This is a genomic window from Bradyrhizobium sp. ISRA442 (genome assembly GCF_038085055.1).
Taxonomy (GTDB): Bacteria; Pseudomonadota; Alphaproteobacteria; order Rhizobiales; family Xanthobacteraceae; genus Bradyrhizobium.
Window position 1 is genome coordinate 38,234 of sequence record NZ_JALGCN010000031.1, and the last position, 17,419, is coordinate 55,652.

Genomic DNA, 17,419 nt, shown 5'->3' on the forward strand with positions numbered 1-17,419 from the left:
AAAGCGCTTTTGCTAGGGCTACTTAGACCGGAGGTCCCGACACGGGGGGCGGCCGGAGACCACGGAACTCACATGCTTGATCTCGCAATCGTAGGCGGCGGCCCCGGCGGGCTGATGAGCGCCTGGTATCTGAAGCGCAAGCTCGGCGATCTCTGCCGCGTCACCATCTTCGAGGCCTCCGATCGGCTCGGCGGCAAGATCGTCACGCGCAAGTTCGATTCTGCCCCCGCGATGTACGAAGCCGGCGTCGCCGAGATCTACGACTACTCGATGACCGGACCCGACCCGCTACGCGAGCTGATCCAGCATTTCGGGTTGCAGACCATTCCGATGGATGCGGAGCAGGTCCAGCTCGGCGGCGAGCTCCTGAACGACGTGGCCGGCATGCGCCGCAAATACGGCGCCAAGACCGCGGCCGCAATCGAAGCGTTCCGCAAGCGTTGCGCCGAGATGATGTCGCCGATCGAGTATTACGAGGGCGTCGGCGCGCACGACAACGAGAACCCCTGGGCCTACAAGACGGCCGAGCAGGTGCTTGACGAGGAAGTCGAGGACGAAACCGCCAAGCGCTTTTTCAAGGTGATGGCGCGCTCCGACATCGCCACCGAAAGCCACAATACCAACGGGCTCAACGCGCTGAAGAACTACCTGATGGACGTGGACGGCTATATCGGCCTCTATTCCATCCAGAACGGCAACGAGCAGCTCGTCGACTGCCTGCAGTCGGAGGTCAGCGCCGACATCCAGCTCAATCATCGCGTGCTCACCGTCGGCAAGGCGTCGACCGGGCGCTATCAGCTCAAGATGATGAACGGCAAGGGGCCGGAGACGCGCGATTTCGATCTCGTGCTGGTCTGCCTGCCGCATTCATGGCTCGCGACCATGAGCTGGGAAGGCGAGCAGCTCCGCAAGTCGATGGTCAAGCACGTGTCTTACTTCGACCGTCCGGCGCATTATCTGCGCGTCTCGATCCTGTTCGATACCCCGTTCTGGGGGGAGAAGATCCCCGGCGCCTGGTTCATGTCGGAAGCCTTCGGTGGCTGCTGTGTCTACAATGAAGGCGCGCGCCACGACGTCGGCAAGCACGGCGTCTTGAACTGGCTGATTCCCGGTTCGGACGCGCTGGCCTTCGCCAACCTCTCGGACCAGGAGCTGATCGACGCCGCGCTGAAATCGCTGCCGGCATCCCTCGGAGATGCGCGCGCGCATTTCATGGAAGGCAAGATCCATCGCTGGCTGTCGTCGGTGAACGCGCTGCCGGGCGGTCTGCCCGTGCGCGACGTCATGACCAATCATCGGCCCGAGCCGAAGGAACATCCCGGCATCGTGCTGGTCGGCGACTATCTGTTCGACTCGACGCTGAACGGCCTGCTCGACTCCTCGGATGCGGCCACCGACATCATCCTGACCGAGATGATGCGCCTGCGCCGCGCGCGCGCGCAAAGCGGAGAGCGGGTCTCCGACAAGATCGACCGCGGCTATTTCGAGAACTATCGTGGGGTCGGCCCCTATCACGAGGTGTGGCGCCAGTTCACCGATCCTGATTATCTCGCCAGGCTGATCGGCATCGTCTGGGGCGGGGCGAAAGGCTCGAAGCTGCTCGTCGCCGGTTCCGCCAGCGGCGAGCTGGTCGGGGCGTTGCGCGAGCGCGGCATCGATGCCTGGGGCATCGAGAACAACCGCGCCATCCATGCCCGGACGCCGACGGCGCTGAAGAAGTACAACAAGCTCGGCTCGATCGTCGACATGCCGTTCAAGGACGACGCATTCGAATTCGTGTTCGAGACCAGCCTGTGCCACGTCTCCCCCAAGCAGGTCGTGCGCGCGATCCGCGAGCTCAATCGCGTGGTCAAGACCGGGCTCGTGTTCGGCTCGATCACCTCCGACATGGCCCCGGCGCTGATCGATCGCTACGACCTGCTCCGCGGCGTCAAGAAGCTCGGCACCTGGTGGGAATGGTCCGAACTGTTCTTCGGCAACGGCTTCGACCTGTCGATGCACCGTAACGATTGCGCTGATGCGCTCTGGGAGGCGACGCTCGCTGCCAACAAGGGGCCAGGCCAGTGGTACGCCGACGCCGACAGTTTGCGCTATTCCTTCTTCGACAAGGTCGAGGACGAGGACTAGTCCTCGCGAATTCGCCAATTGCTTTGCCGAATTCATCTTGATCGCATAGAATCGATGCAATAGCGGTTCGCCGCTTTTTTCCTGATTTCTCTGCGGTCATGCCGGCCGTCAGCACCGGTTGGTTTCATGGCATCCAGGCCTCTCTCGCCCGACAAACAGAAGCTCGCTGCGGAAGAAGCGGCCGAGCTCGAGGACAAGCTCGCATCCGCCACCAAGCCGGAACTCGAAGACGACGAGGGCGACGAAGACGAGGACGACGAGCTGGGGCTCGACGATGATGATGAGGACGAGGACCTCGTCGTCTTTACCGCGCGCGAGGCCGCCGGCGCGCTCGCGACCATCTGGGGTTTCGTCACCCCGTACCTGACGAACTACAAGCGCATCCTGGCGTTCGTGTCGTTCGGCGTCATCGTCGAGACGCTGTTCAACGTCATCATGCCACTCAGCCTGAAGTTCCTGATCGACGATGCGCTCGGCGAGGAGGACTTCCAGGCGCTCTACAAGATCCTCGGCGTGCTCGCAGCCGCCGGCATTTTCACCTCGATCGTCGCCGTCTGGTACGAGCGCTGGGATGCGCGGCTCGCGGCCTGCGTCATCTCCGACGTCCGCAGGCGGCTGTTCGAGCACGTCCAGGATCTGCCGGCGGCCTATTTCGGCCGCACCAAGCGCGGCGAGATCCTGTCGCGCTTCTCCGTCGACCTTTCGGCATTCGAAGGCGCGGTCAAGACCTTCACCAACAGCGCGGCGCTTCCGTTCCTGGAATTGATCGCCGGCATCATTCTGATGGTGTTCCTGAACTGGCAGCTCGCGGTGGTCGCGCTGCTGGTGTTTCCGATCACGCTGATCGGGCCGCGCATTCTCACCCCGAAGGCGGTGCAGGCGAATTACGAGCAGAAGCTCAACGAATCCGCGCTGCTCGGCATGGTGCAGGAGAACGTGGCGGCGCAGGCCGTGATCAAGGCGTTCAGCCTGCAGCGCAAGATGTTCGGCTTCTTCAGCCTCCGTAACGACGAAACGCGCAACAGGATCGCCTCAGCCGCGTTCCTGTCGACCATGGTGGAGCGGACGGTCACGATCTCGGTGCTGCTCCTGCATCTCGTCGTGCTCGCAATCGGCGCGTATCTCGCGACCAAGGGCCAGATCACAATCGGCACCTTCGTCACATTCGAGAGCGCATTCTGGGAGGTATCGTACAACATCGCCCATGTGATGCACTTCATCCCGGTGTCCATCTCCTCGGCTGCCGCCATCCGCCACATCCAGGAGCTGCTGGACGAGCCGACGCGTGGCGCCGATCGCCCGGGCGCACCCGACCTGCCGCGCATCACCCACGACATCACATTCGACCGCGTCACCTTCCAATACGAAGGCAGCCAGACGCCGGTCGTGGACAATCTCAGCCTCAAGCTCAACGTCGGCAAGAGCATCGCCGTCGTCGGCCCCAGCGGCTCCGGCAAGAGCACGCTGCTCAACCTGATCCTGCGCCTGTACGTGCCGGATGAGGGGCGGGTCACGATCGACGGGGTCGACATCCGCAAGGTCACGCTGGATTCGTTGCGCCGGAGCATGGCGGTCGTGTTCCAGGAGAACATGCTGTTCAACATGTCGATCCGCGAGAACATCCGGCTCGGCAAGGAGGGTGCGACCGACGAGGAGGTGGAGGACGCCGCCAAGAAGGCCGAGATCCACCGCTACATCATGAGCCTGCCGCAGCGATACGACACGCCGGTCGGCGAGCGCGGCGATACGCTCTCGGGCGGTCAGCGCCAGCGCATCGCGATCGCGCGCGCGATCATCCGCAATCCGTCGGTGCTGCTGCTGGACGAGGCGACCTCGGCGTTGGACCAGACCACGGAAGCCGCGATCAACCGCACGCTGCTGAAGGTCGCCAAGGGCCGTACCATGATCTGGTCGACGCACCGGCTGACCTCGGTGGTCGAGATGGACGAGATCATCGTGATCTCAGGGGGCAGGGCGATCGAGCGCGGCTCGCATGCCGAGCTGCTTGCCAGGAACGGGGCCTATCGCAAGCTGTGGAACGACCAGATGCACCAGCCCGATGGCGCCGCGGCTCACGCCGGCTTCGATGACGACGAAGACGACCTCGCCGAGGATGATGAGGACGAGGGCGACGAGGAGTGACCGAGGAAGTTCGGCTCCAGATCGAACGCACCTCCAAGCCGTCGCAGCAGTCCCTGAGCTGACAAGGCGATGATGCGCGCCTCGTGGAGGATGTTGAATTGCCGGCTCGGCGCCTTGTCGAGGAGATGGCCGCCGCGCGCGATTCAGTTCTCGCCGGCAAAGGTCGCACGACGCAGCACTGATTCCCCAATTCCCGTCCGTAAGAAGCGCTCGAGCTGTACCGGGCCGCTGATTTTTTTCGGCCCGAAAATCGGTTGGATAGCTCCTATGCGGGTCGATCAGCGCCGCCGAAATCCCGGCGCGCCCAAGTATTGCGGCGGCGGTCGAGCCGGAAAGTCCCCCCGCCGATGACGGCGATGTCGGTGTAGCGTATGGCGCTCGTCTCTGCCGAAGGCGGCAGATTGACCATGAAGAGAAAAAAAGCCTTGGCGTTGGTTATAAAAGTATATTTTGCCCGGATATAATTTGTTCTGGGCTGGCGGAACGGGTGCCTCGTTCCCATATCCGGCAGACGCGGCGAGTGCGGCAAAGAGACGATTTCTGCAGGCGTCTGAGGCGCTTTGTAACTGTCGTTTCGCCTTGACTTGACCGATTCTCGCTTATAGAAAGCGCCTCACTTAACGACAGGCGGTGAGCATCGCCAACGTCGGAACGGGCCACCCGTTTGATCCTTTTGGGATCGCAAAGGCGGGCACCAACCTCGACGAATGCCGCTCAAACGCTGTCGATTATAGCTAGGCAATGCCAGGACGATTTTAGTTCTCTTGAGCACGTCCTCTTGAGATCGAACTCGGATGCATGACCTCGGTGTGCGGACCGCAGCTTTTCGCTGATCGGGCTAGATACTGCGGTCCTCTGTGGCGTCGAAGCGCTTTCCGCTCAGCAATGGAGCGGTTGGCGCAATTTCGCTTTGCGCGGAGTATTCCGGGCAGGGCGGCCCCGTCGGGCGGGCAGTCCGGCAGAAGAATTTGCGAATCCGGTAACGGTTCGCGGCAAGACAGCGGTCCCGGAAACGGGCCGCGGCAGAAAAAGGGTGAAGGCCAGGATGCCGACGATCAACCAACTGATCGCACAACCGCGTGAAGTGCAGAAGTCGCGCAAGAAGGTGCCGGCGCTGCAGCAGTCGCCGCAGAAGCGCGGGGTTTGCACGCGCGTCTACACCACGACCCCGAAGAAGCCGAACTCGGCGCTTCGTAAGGTCGCCAAGGTGCGCCTGACCAACGGCTTCGAGGTGATCGGCTACATCCCCGGTGAGGGCCATAACCTCCAGGAGCACTCGGTGGTCATGATCCGCGGCGGCCGCGTCAAGGACTTGCCCGGTGTGCGCTACCACATCCTCCGCGGCGTTCTGGATACCCAGGGCGTCAAGAACCGTAAGCAGCGTCGTTCGAAGTACGGCGCCAAGCGTCCGAAGTAAGCGGGAACCACGTCCATGTCTCGTCGCCACTCAGCGGAAAAGCGCGAAGTTCTGCCCGATCCGAAGTTCGGGAACATCGTGATTACGAAGTTCATGAACTCGGTGATGTATGCCGGCAAGAAGTCGGTCGCCGAAGGCATCGTCTACGGTGCACTCGGCATCATCGAAACCAAGACCAAGCAGAACCCGCTCGGCGTGTTCGAGCAGGCGCTCGAGAATGTGATGCCCACGATCGAAGTGCGTTCCCGCCGCGTCGGCGGCGCGACCTACCAGGTTCCGGTTGAGGTTCGCTCAACCCGCCGGCAGGCGCTGGGCATCCGCTGGCTGATCGCGGCTGCGCGCGAGCGCAATGAGAAGACGATGACCGAGCGGCTCTCGGCGGAGCTCTTGGACGCATCGAATAACCGGGGGAACGCCGTCAAGAAGCGTGAAGACGTGCACCGGATGGCGGAAGCCAACCGTGCCTTCTCGCACTATCGCTGGTAACGGCGAAACAATCGGACTCGCAAGGAACACCCCATGCCCCGCCAACATGCCATCGAAGACTATCGTAACTTCGGTATCATGGCGCATATCGACGCCGGCAAGACCACGACGACCGAGCGTATCCTCTACTACACCGGCAAGAGCCACAAGATCGGCGAAGTGCACGAGGGTGCCGCGACGATGGACTGGATGGAGCAGGAGCAGGAGCGTGGCATCACGATCACCTCGGCTGCGACCACCGCCTTCTGGGCCGGCAAGCGCCTGAACATCATCGACACCCCCGGCCACGTCGACTTCACCATCGAGGTCGAGCGTTCGCTGCGCGTGCTCGACGGCGCCGTGTGCGTGCTCGACTCCAACCAGGGCGTCGAGCCGCAGACCGAGACCGTCTGGCGCCAGGGTGACAAGTACAAGGTTCCGCGCATCGTCTTCGCCAACAAGATGGACAAGATCGGTGCGGACTTCTTCAAATGTCTGTCCGACATCGTCGATCGCCTCGGTGCCAAGCCCGTCGCGATCCAGCTTCCGATCGGCGCCGAGAACAACTTCAAGGGTCTCGTCGACCTCGTGAAGATGAAGGGCGTCGTCTGGAACGATGAAGCGCTCGGCGCGAAGTTCGACTACGTCGACATTCCGGAAGATCTCGTCGACCAGGCCAAGGAATACCGCGAGAAGATGGTGGAAGCCGCCGTCGAGCTCGACGACGACGCCATGGCCGCCTACCTCGACGGCAAGGAGCCGGACGAGGCGACGCTGAAGAGGCTGATCCGCAAGGCGGTGCTGACCGGGGCGTTCTATCCCGTGCTGTGTGGCTCGGCCTTCAAGAACAAGGGCGTGCAGCCGCTGCTCGACGCCGTCGTCGACTATCTGCCGTCGCCGCTCGACGTGCCCGCGATCAAGGGCACCGACGACAAGGGCAACGAAGTCGTGCGCAAGGCGGACGACAAGGAGCCCCTGGCGCTGCTCGCGTTCAAGATCATGGACGACCCGTTCGTCGGCACCATCACCTTCTGCCGCATCTATTCGGGCATTCTGGCGTCGGGCACCGGCGTCGTGAACTCGACCCGCGAGAAGAAGGAGCGGATCGGGCGCATGCTGTTGATGCATGCGAACAACCGCGAGGACATCAAGGAAGCCTACGCCGGCGACATCGTCGCGCTGGCCGGCCTGAAGGAAGCGCGCACCGGTGACACGCTGTGCGATCCCGACAAGCAGGTGATCCTGGAGAAGATGGAATTCCCCGAGCCGGTCATCGAGATCGCGATCGAGCCGAAGTCGAAGGCCGACCAGGAGAAGCTGGGCGTGGCGCTGGCCAAGCTCGCCGCGGAGGATCCGTCCTTCCGCGTGTCGACCGACCACGAGTCCGGTCAGACCATCCTGAAGGGCATGGGCGAACTCCATCTCGACATCAAGGTCGACATCCTCAAGCGCACCTACAAGGTCGACGCCAACATCGGCGCGCCGCAGGTGGCCTTCCGTGAGCGCGTCACCAAGCGCGTGGAGCACAGCTACACCCACAAGAAGCAGACCGGCGGTACCGGCCAGTTCGCGGCGGTGTCGTTCATCGTCGAGCCGAACGAGCCCGGCAAGGGCTACGAGTTCGAATCGAAGATCGTCGGCGGTGCGGTGCCGAAGGAATACATCCCCGGCGTCGAGAAGGGCCTGGAGAGCGTGCTGTCGTCCGGCGTGGTCGCGGGCTTCCCCGTGGTCGACGTCAAGGTGCAGCTCGTCGACGGCAAGTACCACGACGTCGACTCGTCGGCGCTCGCCTTCGAAATCGCCTCGCGCGCCTGCTTCCGCGAAGCGCTGCAGATGGGCAAGTCCGTCCTGCTCGAGCCGATCATGAAGGTCGAGGTGGTGACGCCGGAAGACTACACCGGTTCGGTCATCGGCGACCTGAATTCCCGGCGCGGTCAGATCCAGGGTCAGGACATGCGCGGCAACGCCAACGTCATCAACGCGATGGTGCCGCTCATGAACATGTTCGGTTACGTGAATAACCTGCGCTCGATGAGCCAGGGTCGCGCGACCTTCACCATGCAGTTCGACCACTACGCAGAAGCGCCGGCGAACGTGTCGGCAGAAGTCCAGAAGAAGTTTGCCTGATTGTCGTCGGTCTCAAGCTGACGATTGAACGGAGAGTCAAATGGCCAAAGCAAAGTTTGAACGTAACAAGCCGCACTGCAACATCGGCACCATCGGTCACGTCGACCATGGCAAGACGTCGCTGACCGCGGCGATCACGAAGATTCTCGCCGAGACCGGCGGTGCGACGTTCACGGCGTACGACCAGATCGACAAGGCGCCGGAAGAGAAGGCTCGCGGCATCACCATCTCGACCGCGCACGTCGAGTACGAGACGCAGAACCGTCACTACGCCCACGTCGACTGCCCCGGCCACGCCGACTACGTGAAGAACATGATCACCGGCGCCGCCCAGATGGACGGTGCGATTCTGGTCGTGTCGGCTGCTGACGGCCCGATGCCGCAGACCCGCGAGCACATCCTGCTTGCCCGCCAGGTCGGCGTGCCCGCGCTCGTCGTGTTCCTCAACAAGTGCGACATGGTCGACGATCCGGAGCTGCTCGAGCTCGTCGAGCTCGAGGTCCGCGAGCTGCTCTCGAAGTACGAGTTCCCGGGCGACAAGATCCCGATCATCAAGGGTTCGGCGCTCGCCGCTCTCGAAGACTCCGACAAGAAGCTCGGCCATGAGGCCATCCTCGAGCTGATGCGGAACGTCGACGAGTACATCCCGCAGCCGGAGCGTCCGATCGACCAGCCGTTCCTGATGCCGGTTGAAGACGTGTTCTCGATCTCGGGCCGCGGCACCGTCGTGACCGGCCGCGTCGAGCGCGGCGTGATCAAGGTCGGCGAGGAAATCGAGATCGTCGGTCTGCGTGCGACCCAGAAGACCACGGTCACCGGCGTGGAAATGTTCCGCAAGCTGCTCGACCAGGGCCAGGCCGGCGACAACATCGGCGCTCTGCTCCGCGGCACCAAGCGCGAGGAAGTCGAGCGCGGCCAGGTGCTCTGCAAGCCGGGTTCGGTCAAGCCGCACACCAAGTTCAAGGCTGAGGCCTACATCCTCACCAAGGAAGAGGGCGGCCGCCACACCCCGTTCTTCACCAACTACCGTCCGCAGTTCTACTTCCGCACCACCGACGTGACCGGTGTCGTGCACCTGCCGGAAGGCACCGAGATGGTGATGCCGGGCGACAACATCGCGATGGAAGTGCACCTGATCGTGCCGATCGCGATGGAAGAGAAGCTCCGCTTCGCGATCCGCGAAGGCGGCCGTACCGTCGGCGCCGGCGTCGTCGCCTCGATCATCGAGTAATTACGCGAATAAGGATTGGCGAGTAGCGAGTGGATACATTCGCTATTCGCTGCTCGCCACTCTGCTCAAAGAAAGACCACGGCAATGAACGGCCAAAATATTCGTATCCGTCTCAAAGCGTTCGACCATCGTATTCTCGATACGTCGACCCGCGAGATCGTGAACACGGCGAAGCGCACCGGAGCGCAGGTCCGCGGACCCATTCCGCTGCCCACCCGCATCGAGAAGTTCACCGTCAACCGTTCGCCGCACGTCGACAAGAAGAGCCGTGAACAGTTCGAGATGCGCACTCACAAGCGCCTGCTCGACATCGTCGATCCGACCCCGCAGACCGTCGATGCTTTGATGAAGCTCGACCTGGCTGCCGGTGTCGACGTCGAGATCAAGCTCTAAGATTTTGGATCCCGTTCGCGAAAGCGGACAGAAAGAACAGGAAGCAAGCCGATGCGCTCCGGAGTGATCGCACAAAAGGTCGGGATGACGCGGGTCTTCACGGAGACCGGCGAACATATCCCCGTGACCGTGCTGAAGCTCGGCAATTGCCAGGTCGTAGGCCACCGCACCGAAGAGAAGAACGGTTACGTCGCGCTGCAGCTCGGTTCTGGCAGCCGCAAGACCGTTTACATGCCCAAGGCCGAGCGCGGCCAGTTCGCGGTCGCTAAGGTCGAGCCGAAGCGCCGGGTCGAGGAATTCCGCGTCTCCGCGGACGCCATGATCCCGGTCGGTGCAGAGATCCAGGCCGACCACTTCGTCGTCGGCCAGTTCGTCGACGTCACCGGCACCTCGGTCGGTAAGGGCTTTGCGGGCGGTATGAAGCGCTGGAACTTCGGCGGTCTGCGCGCCACCCACGGCGTGTCGATCTCGCACCGCTCGATCGGTTCGACCGGTGGTCGTCAGGATCCCGGCAAGACCTGGAAGAACAAGAAGATGCCCGGCCACATGGGTGTCGACCGCATCACCACGCTCAACCTTCGCGTCGTCCAGACCGATGTCGAGCGCGGCCTGATCCTCGTCGAAGGCGCCGTTCCCGGCTCCAAGGGCGGCTGGATCCGCGTGCGCGACGCCGTCAAGAAGCCGCTGCCGAAGGAAGCTCCGAAGCCCGGCAAGTTCAAGGTTGCGGGCGGTGAAGCCGAGGCTGCGGCCCAGCAGGAGGGTGCGTGAGATGGAATTGAAGGTCACGACCCTTGAGGGCAAGGAAGCCGGCTCGGTCCAGCTCTCCGACGCCATTTTCGGCCTCGAGCCGCGCGAGGACATCATCGCGCGCTGCGTGCAGTGGCAGCTCAACAAGCGCCAGGCCGGCACGCACAAGGCCAAGGGGCGCGCCGAGATCTGGCGCACCGGCAAGAAGATGTACAAGCAGAAGGGCACCGGCGGTGCCCGTCACGGCTCGGCCCGCGTGCCGCAGTTCCGTGGCGGCGGCCGTGCTTTCGGTCCGGTGGTGCGTTCGCACGCCACCGACCTGCCGAAGAAGGTCCGCGCGCTGGCGCTGAAGCATGCGCTCTCGGCCAAGGCCAAGGACGGCGATCTCGTCGTGATCGAGAAGGCCGCGCTTGAGGCGCCGAAGACCAAGGCGCTGCTCGGCCACTTCTCGGGCCTGGGGCTCACCAACGCGCTGATCATCGATGGCGCCGAGCTCAACAACGGCTTCGCCGCGGCGGCCCGCAACATCCCGAACATGGACGTGCTGCCGATCCAGGGCATCAACGTCTACGACATCCTGCGCCGTCAGAAGCTCGTTCTGACCAAGGCCGCCATCGATGCGCTGGAGGCGCGCTTCAAATGACGAAGAACATCGAGCCTCGCCACTACGACGTGATCCTGTCGCCGGTCGTGACCGAAAAGGCGACGATCGCCTCGGAGCACAACAAGGTCCTGTTCAAGGTGGCCGCGAAAGCGACCAAGCCGCAGATCAAGGAAGCGATCGAGAAGCTGTTCGACGTCAAGGTCAAGAGCGTCAACACGCTGGTCCGCAAGGGCAAGGTCAAGGCCTTCCGCGGCAATCTCGGTTCGCAGTCGAACACCAAGCGCGCGATCGTGACCCTCGAAGAGGGCCACCGGATCGACGTCACCACCGGTCTGTAAGGTCGTACGACGATGGCACTGAAGACATTCAATCCCACGACGCCGGGCCAGCGCCAACTGGTCATGGTCGATCGTTCGGCCCTCTACAAGGGCAAGCCGGTCAAGACGCTCACCGAGGGCAAGCTGTCCAAGGGTGGCCGTAACAATACTGGTCGCATCACCGTGCGTTTCCGCGGCGGCGGTCACAAGAAGACGCTGCGCAATGTCGACTTCAAGCGCGAGAAGGTGGACGTTCCCGCCACCGTCGAGCGGCTGGAATACGATCCGAACCGCACCGGCTTCATCGCGCTGATCAAGTACCAGGACGGCGAGCAGGCCTACATCCTGGCGCCGCAGCGCCTGGCCGTGGGTGACATCATCGTCGCCGGCAACTATGTCGACGTGAAGCCGGGCAACGTCATGCCGCTGGGCAACATGCCGGTCGGCACGATCATCCACAACATCGAGACCAAGATCGGGAAGGGCGGCCAGCTCGCCCGTTCCGCTGGGACCTACGCCCAGCTCGTCGGTCGCGACCAGGACTACGTGATCATCCGCCTGAACTCGGGCGAGCAGCGCCTGGTCCACGGCCGTTGCCGCGGCACGATCGGTGCGGTGTCGAACCCGGATCACATGAACACCTCGATCGGCAAGGCCGGCCGCAAGCGTTGGATGGGCCGCCGGCCGCACAACCGCGGTGTCGCAATGAACCCGATCGACCATCCGCACGGCGGTGGTGAAGGTCGTACCTCGGGCGGTCGCCACCCGGTCACCCCGTGGGGCAAGCCGACCAAGGGCAAGAAGACCCGCACCAACAAGTCGACCAACAAATTCATTCTCCTAAGCCGCCACAAGCGGAAGAAGTAAGGAACGCCGGACATGGTTCGTTCAGTCTGGAAAGGCCCGTTCGTCGAGGGTTCTCTGCTCAAGAAGGCAGATGCCGCGCGCGCGTCCGGCCGTCACGACGTCATCAAGATCTGGAGCCGTCGTTCGACCATCCTGCCGCAGTTCGTCGGCCTGACCTTCGGCGTCTACAACGGCCAGAAGCACGTGCCGGTGGCGGTCAACGAGGAAATGGTCGGTCACAAGTTCGGCGAGTTCTCGCCGACCCGGACCTTCCACGGCCACTCCGGCGACAAGAAAGCCAAGAAGGCTTGAGGATTAAACGATGAGCAAACCTAAGCGCGAACGGAGCCTCGCCGACAACGAGGCCAAGGCGGTCGCCCGGATGCTGCGGGTGAGCCCGCAGAAGCTCAATCTGGTCGCCCAGCTCATTCGCGGCCGGAAGGCGTCTGCCGCGCTCGCCGACCTGCAGTTCTCGCGCAAGCGGATCGCGGTCGACGTCAAGAAGTGCTTGGAGTCGGCGATCGCCAACGCCGAGAACAACCACGACCTCGACGTCGACGATCTCGTCGTGGCGCAGGCTTTCGTCGGCAACGGCCTCGTGATGAAGCGCTTTGCCGCGCGCGGCCGCGGCCGCTCGGGCCGTGTCTACAAACCATTTTCGCAACTGACGATCATCGTTCGTCAGGTCGAAGCCGAAGCGGCCGCCTAACGGGACGCGAGGAGAATACGATGGGTCAAAAGATCAATCCGATCGGTCTGCGTCTCGGCATCAACCGGACCTGGGACTCCCGCTGGTTCGCCGGCAAGCAGGAATACGGCAAGCTGCTGCACGAGGACGTCAAGATCCGCGAGATCCTGCACAAGGAGCTCAAGCAGGCGGCGGTCGCCCGCATCGTGATCGAGCGTCCGCACAAGAAGTGCCGCGTCACCATCCACTCGGCCCGTCCGGGCGTGGTGATCGGCAAGAAGGGCGCCGACATCGACAAGCTGCGCAAGAAGGTGGCGGACATCACCTCGTCGGACGTCGTCATCAACATCGTCGAGATCCGCAAGCCGGAGCTCGATGCGACGCTGGTGGCTGAGTCGATCGCCCAGCAGCTCGAGCGCCGCGTGGCGTTCCGCCGCGCGATGAAGCGCGCCGTTCAGTCGGCGATGCGTCTCGGCGCGGAGGGCATCCGCATCAACTGCTCGGGCCGTCTCGGCGGTGCCGAAATCGCGCGCATGGAGTGGTACCGCGAAGGCCGCGTGCCGCTGCACACGCTGCGCGCCGACATCGACTACGGCGTCGCGACCGCGTTCACGACCTTCGGCACCTGCGGCGTCAAGGTCTGGATCTTCAAGGGTGAGATCCTCGAGCACGATCCGATGGCCCAGGACAAGAGAATGGCCGAAGGTGAGGGTGGTGGTAGCGGTGGCGGCCGGCAGCGTCGCGACGCGGCCGCGGCCTGAAGCCGACTGAGAATTTGAGGGCTTAAAGCCATGATGCAACCTAAGAAAACGAAGTTCCGGAAGGCGCATAAGGGCCGCATCCACGGCGTTGCGTCTTCGGGCGCGACGTTGGCATTCGGCCAGTTCGGCCTGAAGGCGACCGAGCCTGAGCGCGTCACCGCGCGCCAGATCGAGGCCGCCCGCCGCGCGCTGACCCGCCACATGAAGCGCGCCGGCCGCGTCTGGATCCGCGTGTTCCCGGACGTTCCGGTGTCGAAGAAGCCGGCCGAAGTCCGCATGGGCTCCGGCAAGGGTTCGCCGGAGCTGTGGGTCGCCCGCGTCAAGCCGGGCCGGGTGCTGTTCGAGATCGACGGCGTCAACACCCAGACGGCGCGCGAGGCGCTGACCCTGGCGGCCGCCAAGCTGCCGATCAAGACGCGCTTCGTCGAGCGTATTGCGGAGTAATGGCCATGGCCCAGATGAAGATTGAAGACATCCGCGCGATGAGCCCCGACCAGCAGGATGACGCCATCCTGAACCTGAAGAAGGAGCGCTTCAACCTGCGCTTCCAGCGTGCCACCGGGCAGCTCGAGAACACCTCGCGCCTGCGCGAGGCCCGCCGCGACATCGCCCGCATCAAGACCGTCGCCGCGCAGCAGCGCGCGAAGAAGAAGTAAGAGGCCTACGAAGATGCCGAAACGTACTCTGCAGGGCGTGGTCGTCAGCGACAAGCAGGCCAAGACCATCGTGGTGCGCGTCGATCGCCGTTTCACGCACCCGATCTACAAGAAGACGATCCGACGTTCGAAGAACTATCACGCGCACGACGAGAACAACCAGTTCAAGCCGGGTGACGTGGTCTGGATCGAGGAATCGAAGCCGATTTCGAAGTTGAAGCGCTGGGTCGTGATCCGGGGCGAACACAAGAAAAGCGCCTGAGCTGCCGGCATCTAGCCGACTGACTTCAGGGAAATGTTGAGCGCCGGCCAGGCTGGCGCAAAAGAGAAAGAGGACGAGGTGCATCAATGATTCAGATGCAGACCAACCTCGACGTGGCCGACAATTCTGGCGCACGCCGTGTCATGTGTATCAAGGTGCTCGGAGGCTCCAAGCGCCGCTACGCCACGATCGGCGACATCATCGTCGTCTCGATCAAGGAAGCGATTCCGCGTGGCAAGGTGAAAAAGGGCGACGTGATGAAGGCCGTGGTGGTGCGTGTCCGCAAGGACATCCGCCGCGCTGACGGTTCGGTCATCCGCTTCGACCGCAACGCCGCCGTCCTGATCAACAACCAGGCCGAGCCGGTCGGTACCCGTATCTTCGGGCCCGTGCCGCGCGAGCTGCGCGCCAAGAACCACATGAAGATCATTTCGCTCGCACCGGAGGTGCTGTGATGGCTGCGAAGATCCGCAAGGGCGACAAGGTCGTCGTGCTGACCGGCCGTGACAAGGGCCGCACCGGCGAGGTGTTCGAGGTGCGCCCGGAGGCCGGCACGGCTCTCGTGCGCGGCATCAACATGGTCAAGCGTCACCAGAAGCAGACGCAGGCCCAGGAGGGCGGCATCATCTCGAAAGAGGCGCCGATCCAACTGTCCAACATCGCGTATCTCGGCAAGGACGGAAAGCCGACGCGCATCGGATTCAAGATTCTGGCGGACGGCAAGAAGGTCCGCATCGCCAAGAGCTCGGGAGCTGAGATCGATGGCTGACACCGCCTACGTGCCGCGCCTGCGCGCGGAATATGACGCGAAGATTCGCGGCGCGTTGACCGAGAAGTTCGGTTACGAGAACGTCATGCAGGTTCCGCGGCTGGACAAGGTCGTGCTGAACATGGGCGTCGGCGATTCCGTCAACGACCGCAAGAAGGCTGAGAACGCCGCCGCCGAACTGACCCAGATCGCCGGCCAGAAGGCGATCGTGACCTATTCGCGCATCGCGATCGCGACCTTCAAGCTGCGTGAGAACCAGCCGATCGGCTGCAAGGTCACGCTGCGCAAGGCCCGCATGTACGAGTTCATCGATCGCCTGGTGACGGTCGCGCTGCCGCGCGTCCGCGACTTCCGCGGGCTGAACCCGAAGAGCTTTGACGGCCGCGGCAACTATTCGCTCGGCATCAAGGAGCACATCATTTTCCCCGAGATCGACTTCGACAAGGTCACGGAAGCCCGCGGTATGGACATCACCGTCTGCACCACGGCCAAGACCGACGAAGAGGCGAGGGCCTTGTTGACCGCTTTCAATTTCCCGTTCCGGCAGTGAGACGCTGACCTAAAGCCTCTCAAACGCGGATACCCAGGAGCCAAGCATGGCAAAGAAGAGTTCAGTCGAGAAGAACAACCGGCGCAAGCGGATGGTGAAGAACGCCGCCGCCAAGCGCGAGCGGTTGAAGGCGATCATCGCCGACAAGAAGATCCCGATGGAGGAGCGGTTCGCCGCGACCCTGAAGCTCGCGGAAATGCCGCGCAATTCGTCGGCGACCCGCATCCGCATGCGTTGCGAGCTGTCGGGCCGTCCGCGCTCGAACTATCGCAAGAACAAGCTGTCCCGTATCGCGCTGCGCGAACTTGGCTCCAAGGGCATGGTCCCGGGCCTCGTGAAGTCGAGCTGGTAAGGAGGGTCGTTTAGATGTCTACGCACGATCCAATCAGCGATCTGATCACCCGCATCCGCAACGCGCAGATGCGCTCGAAGACCAAGGTCTCCACGCCCGGCTCCAAGATGCGCGAGAACGTGCTCGAGGTGCTGAAGTCCGAGGGCTACATCCGCGGCTACGCCACGGTCGAGCATTCCTCGGGTCGCAGCGAGATCGAGATCGAGCTGAAGTATTTCGACGGCGAGCCCGTCATCCGCGAGATCGAACGTGTTTCCAAGCCCGGGCGTCGCGTCTACGCCTCGGTGAAGAACCTGCCGCGGGTCAACAACGGGCTCGGCATTTCGGTGTTGTCGACGCCGAAGGGGATCATGGCCGACCACAGCGCGCGCGACGCGAATGTGGGCGGCGAAGTCCTCTTCACGGTGTTCTGAGAAGGATTTTCGATCCATGTCACGAGTTGGCAAAAAGCCTGTGACGGTGCCGTCGGGCGTTACCGCGACCGTCGATGGCCAGACCGTCAAGATGAAGGGGCCGAAGGGCCAGCTTCAGTTCATCGTCCATGACGACGTCGAGGTGAAGCTCGAGAACGGCCAGGTCAAGGTCAAGCCGCGGGTCGAGACCAACCGCGCGCGGGCGCTCTACGGCACCGCACGCGCCCAGGTCGCGAACCTCGTCGAGGGCGTCACCAAGGGCTTCGAGAAGAAGCTCGAAATCACCGGCGTCGGTTATCGTGCCGCGATGCAGGGCAAGAACCTGCAGCTCGCGCTCGGCTACAGCCACGACGTGATCTATCCGATCCCGGAAGGCATCACGATCGCCGTGCCGAAGCCGACCGAGATCATGGTGTCGGGCAGCGACGTCCAGCGCGTCGGCCAGGTCGCGGCTGAGATCCGCGCCTATCGTCCGCCGGAGCCCTACAAGGGCAAGGGCGTGAAGTACGCCGACGAATTCATCTTCCGCAAGGAAGGCAAGAAGAAGTAACG

23 protein-coding genes and 1 pseudogene are annotated in these 17,419 nt (G+C 63.3%); 23 read left to right on the plus strand and 1 reads right to left on the minus strand.

From position 1 onward, the window contains the following. The first annotated feature begins 72 nt into the window (after window positions 1–72). Both MTR72_RS36740 and MTR72_RS36745 read left to right on the plus strand, forming a co-directional pair. Complete coding sequence (locus tag MTR72_RS36740; protein ID WP_280970293.1) at window positions 73–2,127, plus strand: FAD-dependent oxidoreductase; 2,055 nt, start codon at window positions 73–75, stop codon at window positions 2,125–2,127. Between the two features lie 126 nt (window positions 2,128–2,253). Beyond that, window positions 2,254–4,269 (plus strand): ABC transporter ATP-binding protein, encoded by a 2,016-nt coding sequence (locus MTR72_RS36745; protein WP_280970294.1) that lies wholly within the window; start codon window positions 2,254–2,256, stop codon window positions 4,267–4,269. Between the two features lie 62 nt (window positions 4,270–4,331). Here the strand turns inward: MTR72_RS36745 and MTR72_RS36750 are convergent. After that, a pseudogene (locus MTR72_RS36750) lies at window positions 4,332–4,642 on the minus strand (FAD-dependent oxidoreductase); the annotation flags it as partial. A gap of 672 nt (window positions 4,643–5,314) precedes the next feature. Here MTR72_RS36750 and rpsL point away from each other — a divergent pair. From rpsL to rplF, 21 genes are all read left to right on the plus strand, one after another. Then, window positions 5,315–5,686 (plus strand): 30S ribosomal protein S12, encoded by a 372-nt coding sequence (rpsL, locus tag MTR72_RS36755; RefSeq protein ID WP_007603006.1) that lies wholly within the window; start codon window positions 5,315–5,317, stop codon window positions 5,684–5,686. A gap of 15 nt (window positions 5,687–5,701) precedes the next feature. Then, window positions 5,702–6,172, plus strand: a complete 471-nt coding sequence (gene rpsG / locus MTR72_RS36760; RefSeq protein WP_063701818.1) for a 30S ribosomal protein S7 — start codon at window positions 5,702–5,704, stop codon at window positions 6,170–6,172. Window positions 6,173–6,205: 33 nt separating this feature from the next. After that, window positions 6,206–8,278 carry an elongation factor G gene (fusA, locus tag MTR72_RS36765; RefSeq protein ID WP_280970295.1) on the plus strand — a complete coding sequence of 691 codons (2,073 nt, stop codon included), beginning with the start codon at window positions 6,206–6,208 and terminating at the stop codon, window positions 8,276–8,278. A 40-nt stretch (window positions 8,279–8,318) separates the two neighbouring features. Next, the gene (tuf, locus tag MTR72_RS36770) at window positions 8,319–9,509 is read left to right on the plus strand and encodes an elongation factor Tu (RefSeq protein WP_280970296.1); all 1,191 of its coding nucleotides are present in this window, start codon (window positions 8,319–8,321) and stop codon (window positions 9,507–9,509) included. Between the two features lie 84 nt (window positions 9,510–9,593). Next, the gene (rpsJ, locus tag MTR72_RS36775) at window positions 9,594–9,902 is read left to right on the plus strand and encodes a 30S ribosomal protein S10 (RefSeq protein WP_002712302.1); all 309 of its coding nucleotides are present in this window, start codon (window positions 9,594–9,596) and stop codon (window positions 9,900–9,902) included. A gap of 51 nt (window positions 9,903–9,953) precedes the next feature. Then, on the plus strand, window positions 9,954–10,670 hold the full coding sequence (gene rplC, locus MTR72_RS36780; RefSeq protein WP_280970298.1) for a 50S ribosomal protein L3: 717 nt from the start codon (window positions 9,954–9,956) through the stop codon (window positions 10,668–10,670). Between the two features lies 1 nt (window position 10,671). Next, window positions 10,672–11,292, plus strand: a complete 621-nt coding sequence (gene rplD / locus MTR72_RS36785) for a 50S ribosomal protein L4 (RefSeq protein WP_280970299.1) — start codon at window positions 10,672–10,674, stop codon at window positions 11,290–11,292. Further along, window positions 11,289–11,591: a 50S ribosomal protein L23 gene (locus MTR72_RS36790; RefSeq protein ID WP_018647244.1), complete on the plus strand. Its 303-nt coding sequence runs from the start codon at window positions 11,289–11,291 to the stop codon at window positions 11,589–11,591. Before rplD ends, MTR72_RS36790 begins: the two co-directional genes overlap by 4 nt. Before the next feature lie 12 nt (window positions 11,592–11,603). Then, window positions 11,604–12,437, plus strand: coding sequence for a 50S ribosomal protein L2 (rplB, locus tag MTR72_RS36795; protein ID WP_341512049.1), 834 nt, complete (start codon window positions 11,604–11,606; stop codon window positions 12,435–12,437). Between the two features lie 12 nt (window positions 12,438–12,449). Continuing rightward, complete coding sequence (gene rpsS, locus MTR72_RS36800) at window positions 12,450–12,728, plus strand: 30S ribosomal protein S19 (RefSeq protein WP_008136357.1); 279 nt, start codon at window positions 12,450–12,452, stop codon at window positions 12,726–12,728. 10 nt (window positions 12,729–12,738) lie between these two features. Beyond that, complete coding sequence (gene rplV / locus MTR72_RS36805; protein ID WP_008549264.1) at window positions 12,739–13,125, plus strand: 50S ribosomal protein L22; 387 nt, start codon at window positions 12,739–12,741, stop codon at window positions 13,123–13,125. Window positions 13,126–13,145: 20 nt separating this feature from the next. Then, window positions 13,146–13,865 carry a 30S ribosomal protein S3 gene (gene rpsC, locus MTR72_RS36810; RefSeq protein ID WP_027554155.1) on the plus strand — a complete coding sequence of 240 codons (720 nt, stop codon included), beginning with the start codon at window positions 13,146–13,148 and terminating at the stop codon, window positions 13,863–13,865. 30 nt (window positions 13,866–13,895) lie between these two features. Next, the gene (rplP, locus tag MTR72_RS36815; RefSeq protein WP_008136349.1) at window positions 13,896–14,309 is read left to right on the plus strand and encodes a 50S ribosomal protein L16; all 414 of its coding nucleotides are present in this window, start codon (window positions 13,896–13,898) and stop codon (window positions 14,307–14,309) included. Window positions 14,310–14,314: 5 nt separating this feature from the next. Then, window positions 14,315–14,521 carry a 50S ribosomal protein L29 gene (gene rpmC / locus MTR72_RS36820; protein WP_063701850.1) on the plus strand — a complete coding sequence of 69 codons (207 nt, stop codon included), beginning with the start codon at window positions 14,315–14,317 and terminating at the stop codon, window positions 14,519–14,521. A 13-nt stretch (window positions 14,522–14,534) separates the two neighbouring features. Next, entirely contained in the window at window positions 14,535–14,783 is a 249-nt protein-coding gene (gene rpsQ, locus MTR72_RS36825) for a 30S ribosomal protein S17 (RefSeq protein ID WP_027520956.1), read from the plus strand. An 86-nt stretch (window positions 14,784–14,869) separates the two neighbouring features. Beyond that, window positions 14,870–15,238: a 50S ribosomal protein L14 gene (gene rplN / locus MTR72_RS36830; protein ID WP_008549246.1), complete on the plus strand. Its 369-nt coding sequence runs from the start codon at window positions 14,870–14,872 to the stop codon at window positions 15,236–15,238. Beyond that, window positions 15,238–15,552, plus strand: coding sequence for a 50S ribosomal protein L24 (rplX, locus tag MTR72_RS36835; protein ID WP_280970303.1), 315 nt, complete (start codon window positions 15,238–15,240; stop codon window positions 15,550–15,552). Before rplN ends, rplX begins: the two co-directional genes overlap by 1 nt. Beyond that, window positions 15,545–16,102: a 50S ribosomal protein L5 gene (rplE, locus tag MTR72_RS36840; protein WP_280970304.1), complete on the plus strand. Its 558-nt coding sequence runs from the start codon at window positions 15,545–15,547 to the stop codon at window positions 16,100–16,102. The genes rplX and rplE overlap by 8 nt, the downstream gene beginning before the upstream one ends. A gap of 46 nt (window positions 16,103–16,148) precedes the next feature. After that, window positions 16,149–16,454, plus strand: coding sequence for a 30S ribosomal protein S14 (rpsN, locus tag MTR72_RS36845; protein ID WP_280970305.1), 306 nt, complete (start codon window positions 16,149–16,151; stop codon window positions 16,452–16,454). 14 nt (window positions 16,455–16,468) lie between these two features. Continuing rightward, window positions 16,469–16,867: a 30S ribosomal protein S8 gene (rpsH, locus tag MTR72_RS36850; protein WP_280970306.1), complete on the plus strand. Its 399-nt coding sequence runs from the start codon at window positions 16,469–16,471 to the stop codon at window positions 16,865–16,867. A gap of 16 nt (window positions 16,868–16,883) precedes the next feature. Further along, window positions 16,884–17,417 (plus strand): 50S ribosomal protein L6, encoded by a 534-nt coding sequence (gene rplF / locus MTR72_RS36855; protein ID WP_280970307.1) that lies wholly within the window; start codon window positions 16,884–16,886, stop codon window positions 17,415–17,417. The last annotated feature ends 2 nt before the right edge of the window (window positions 17,418–17,419 follow it).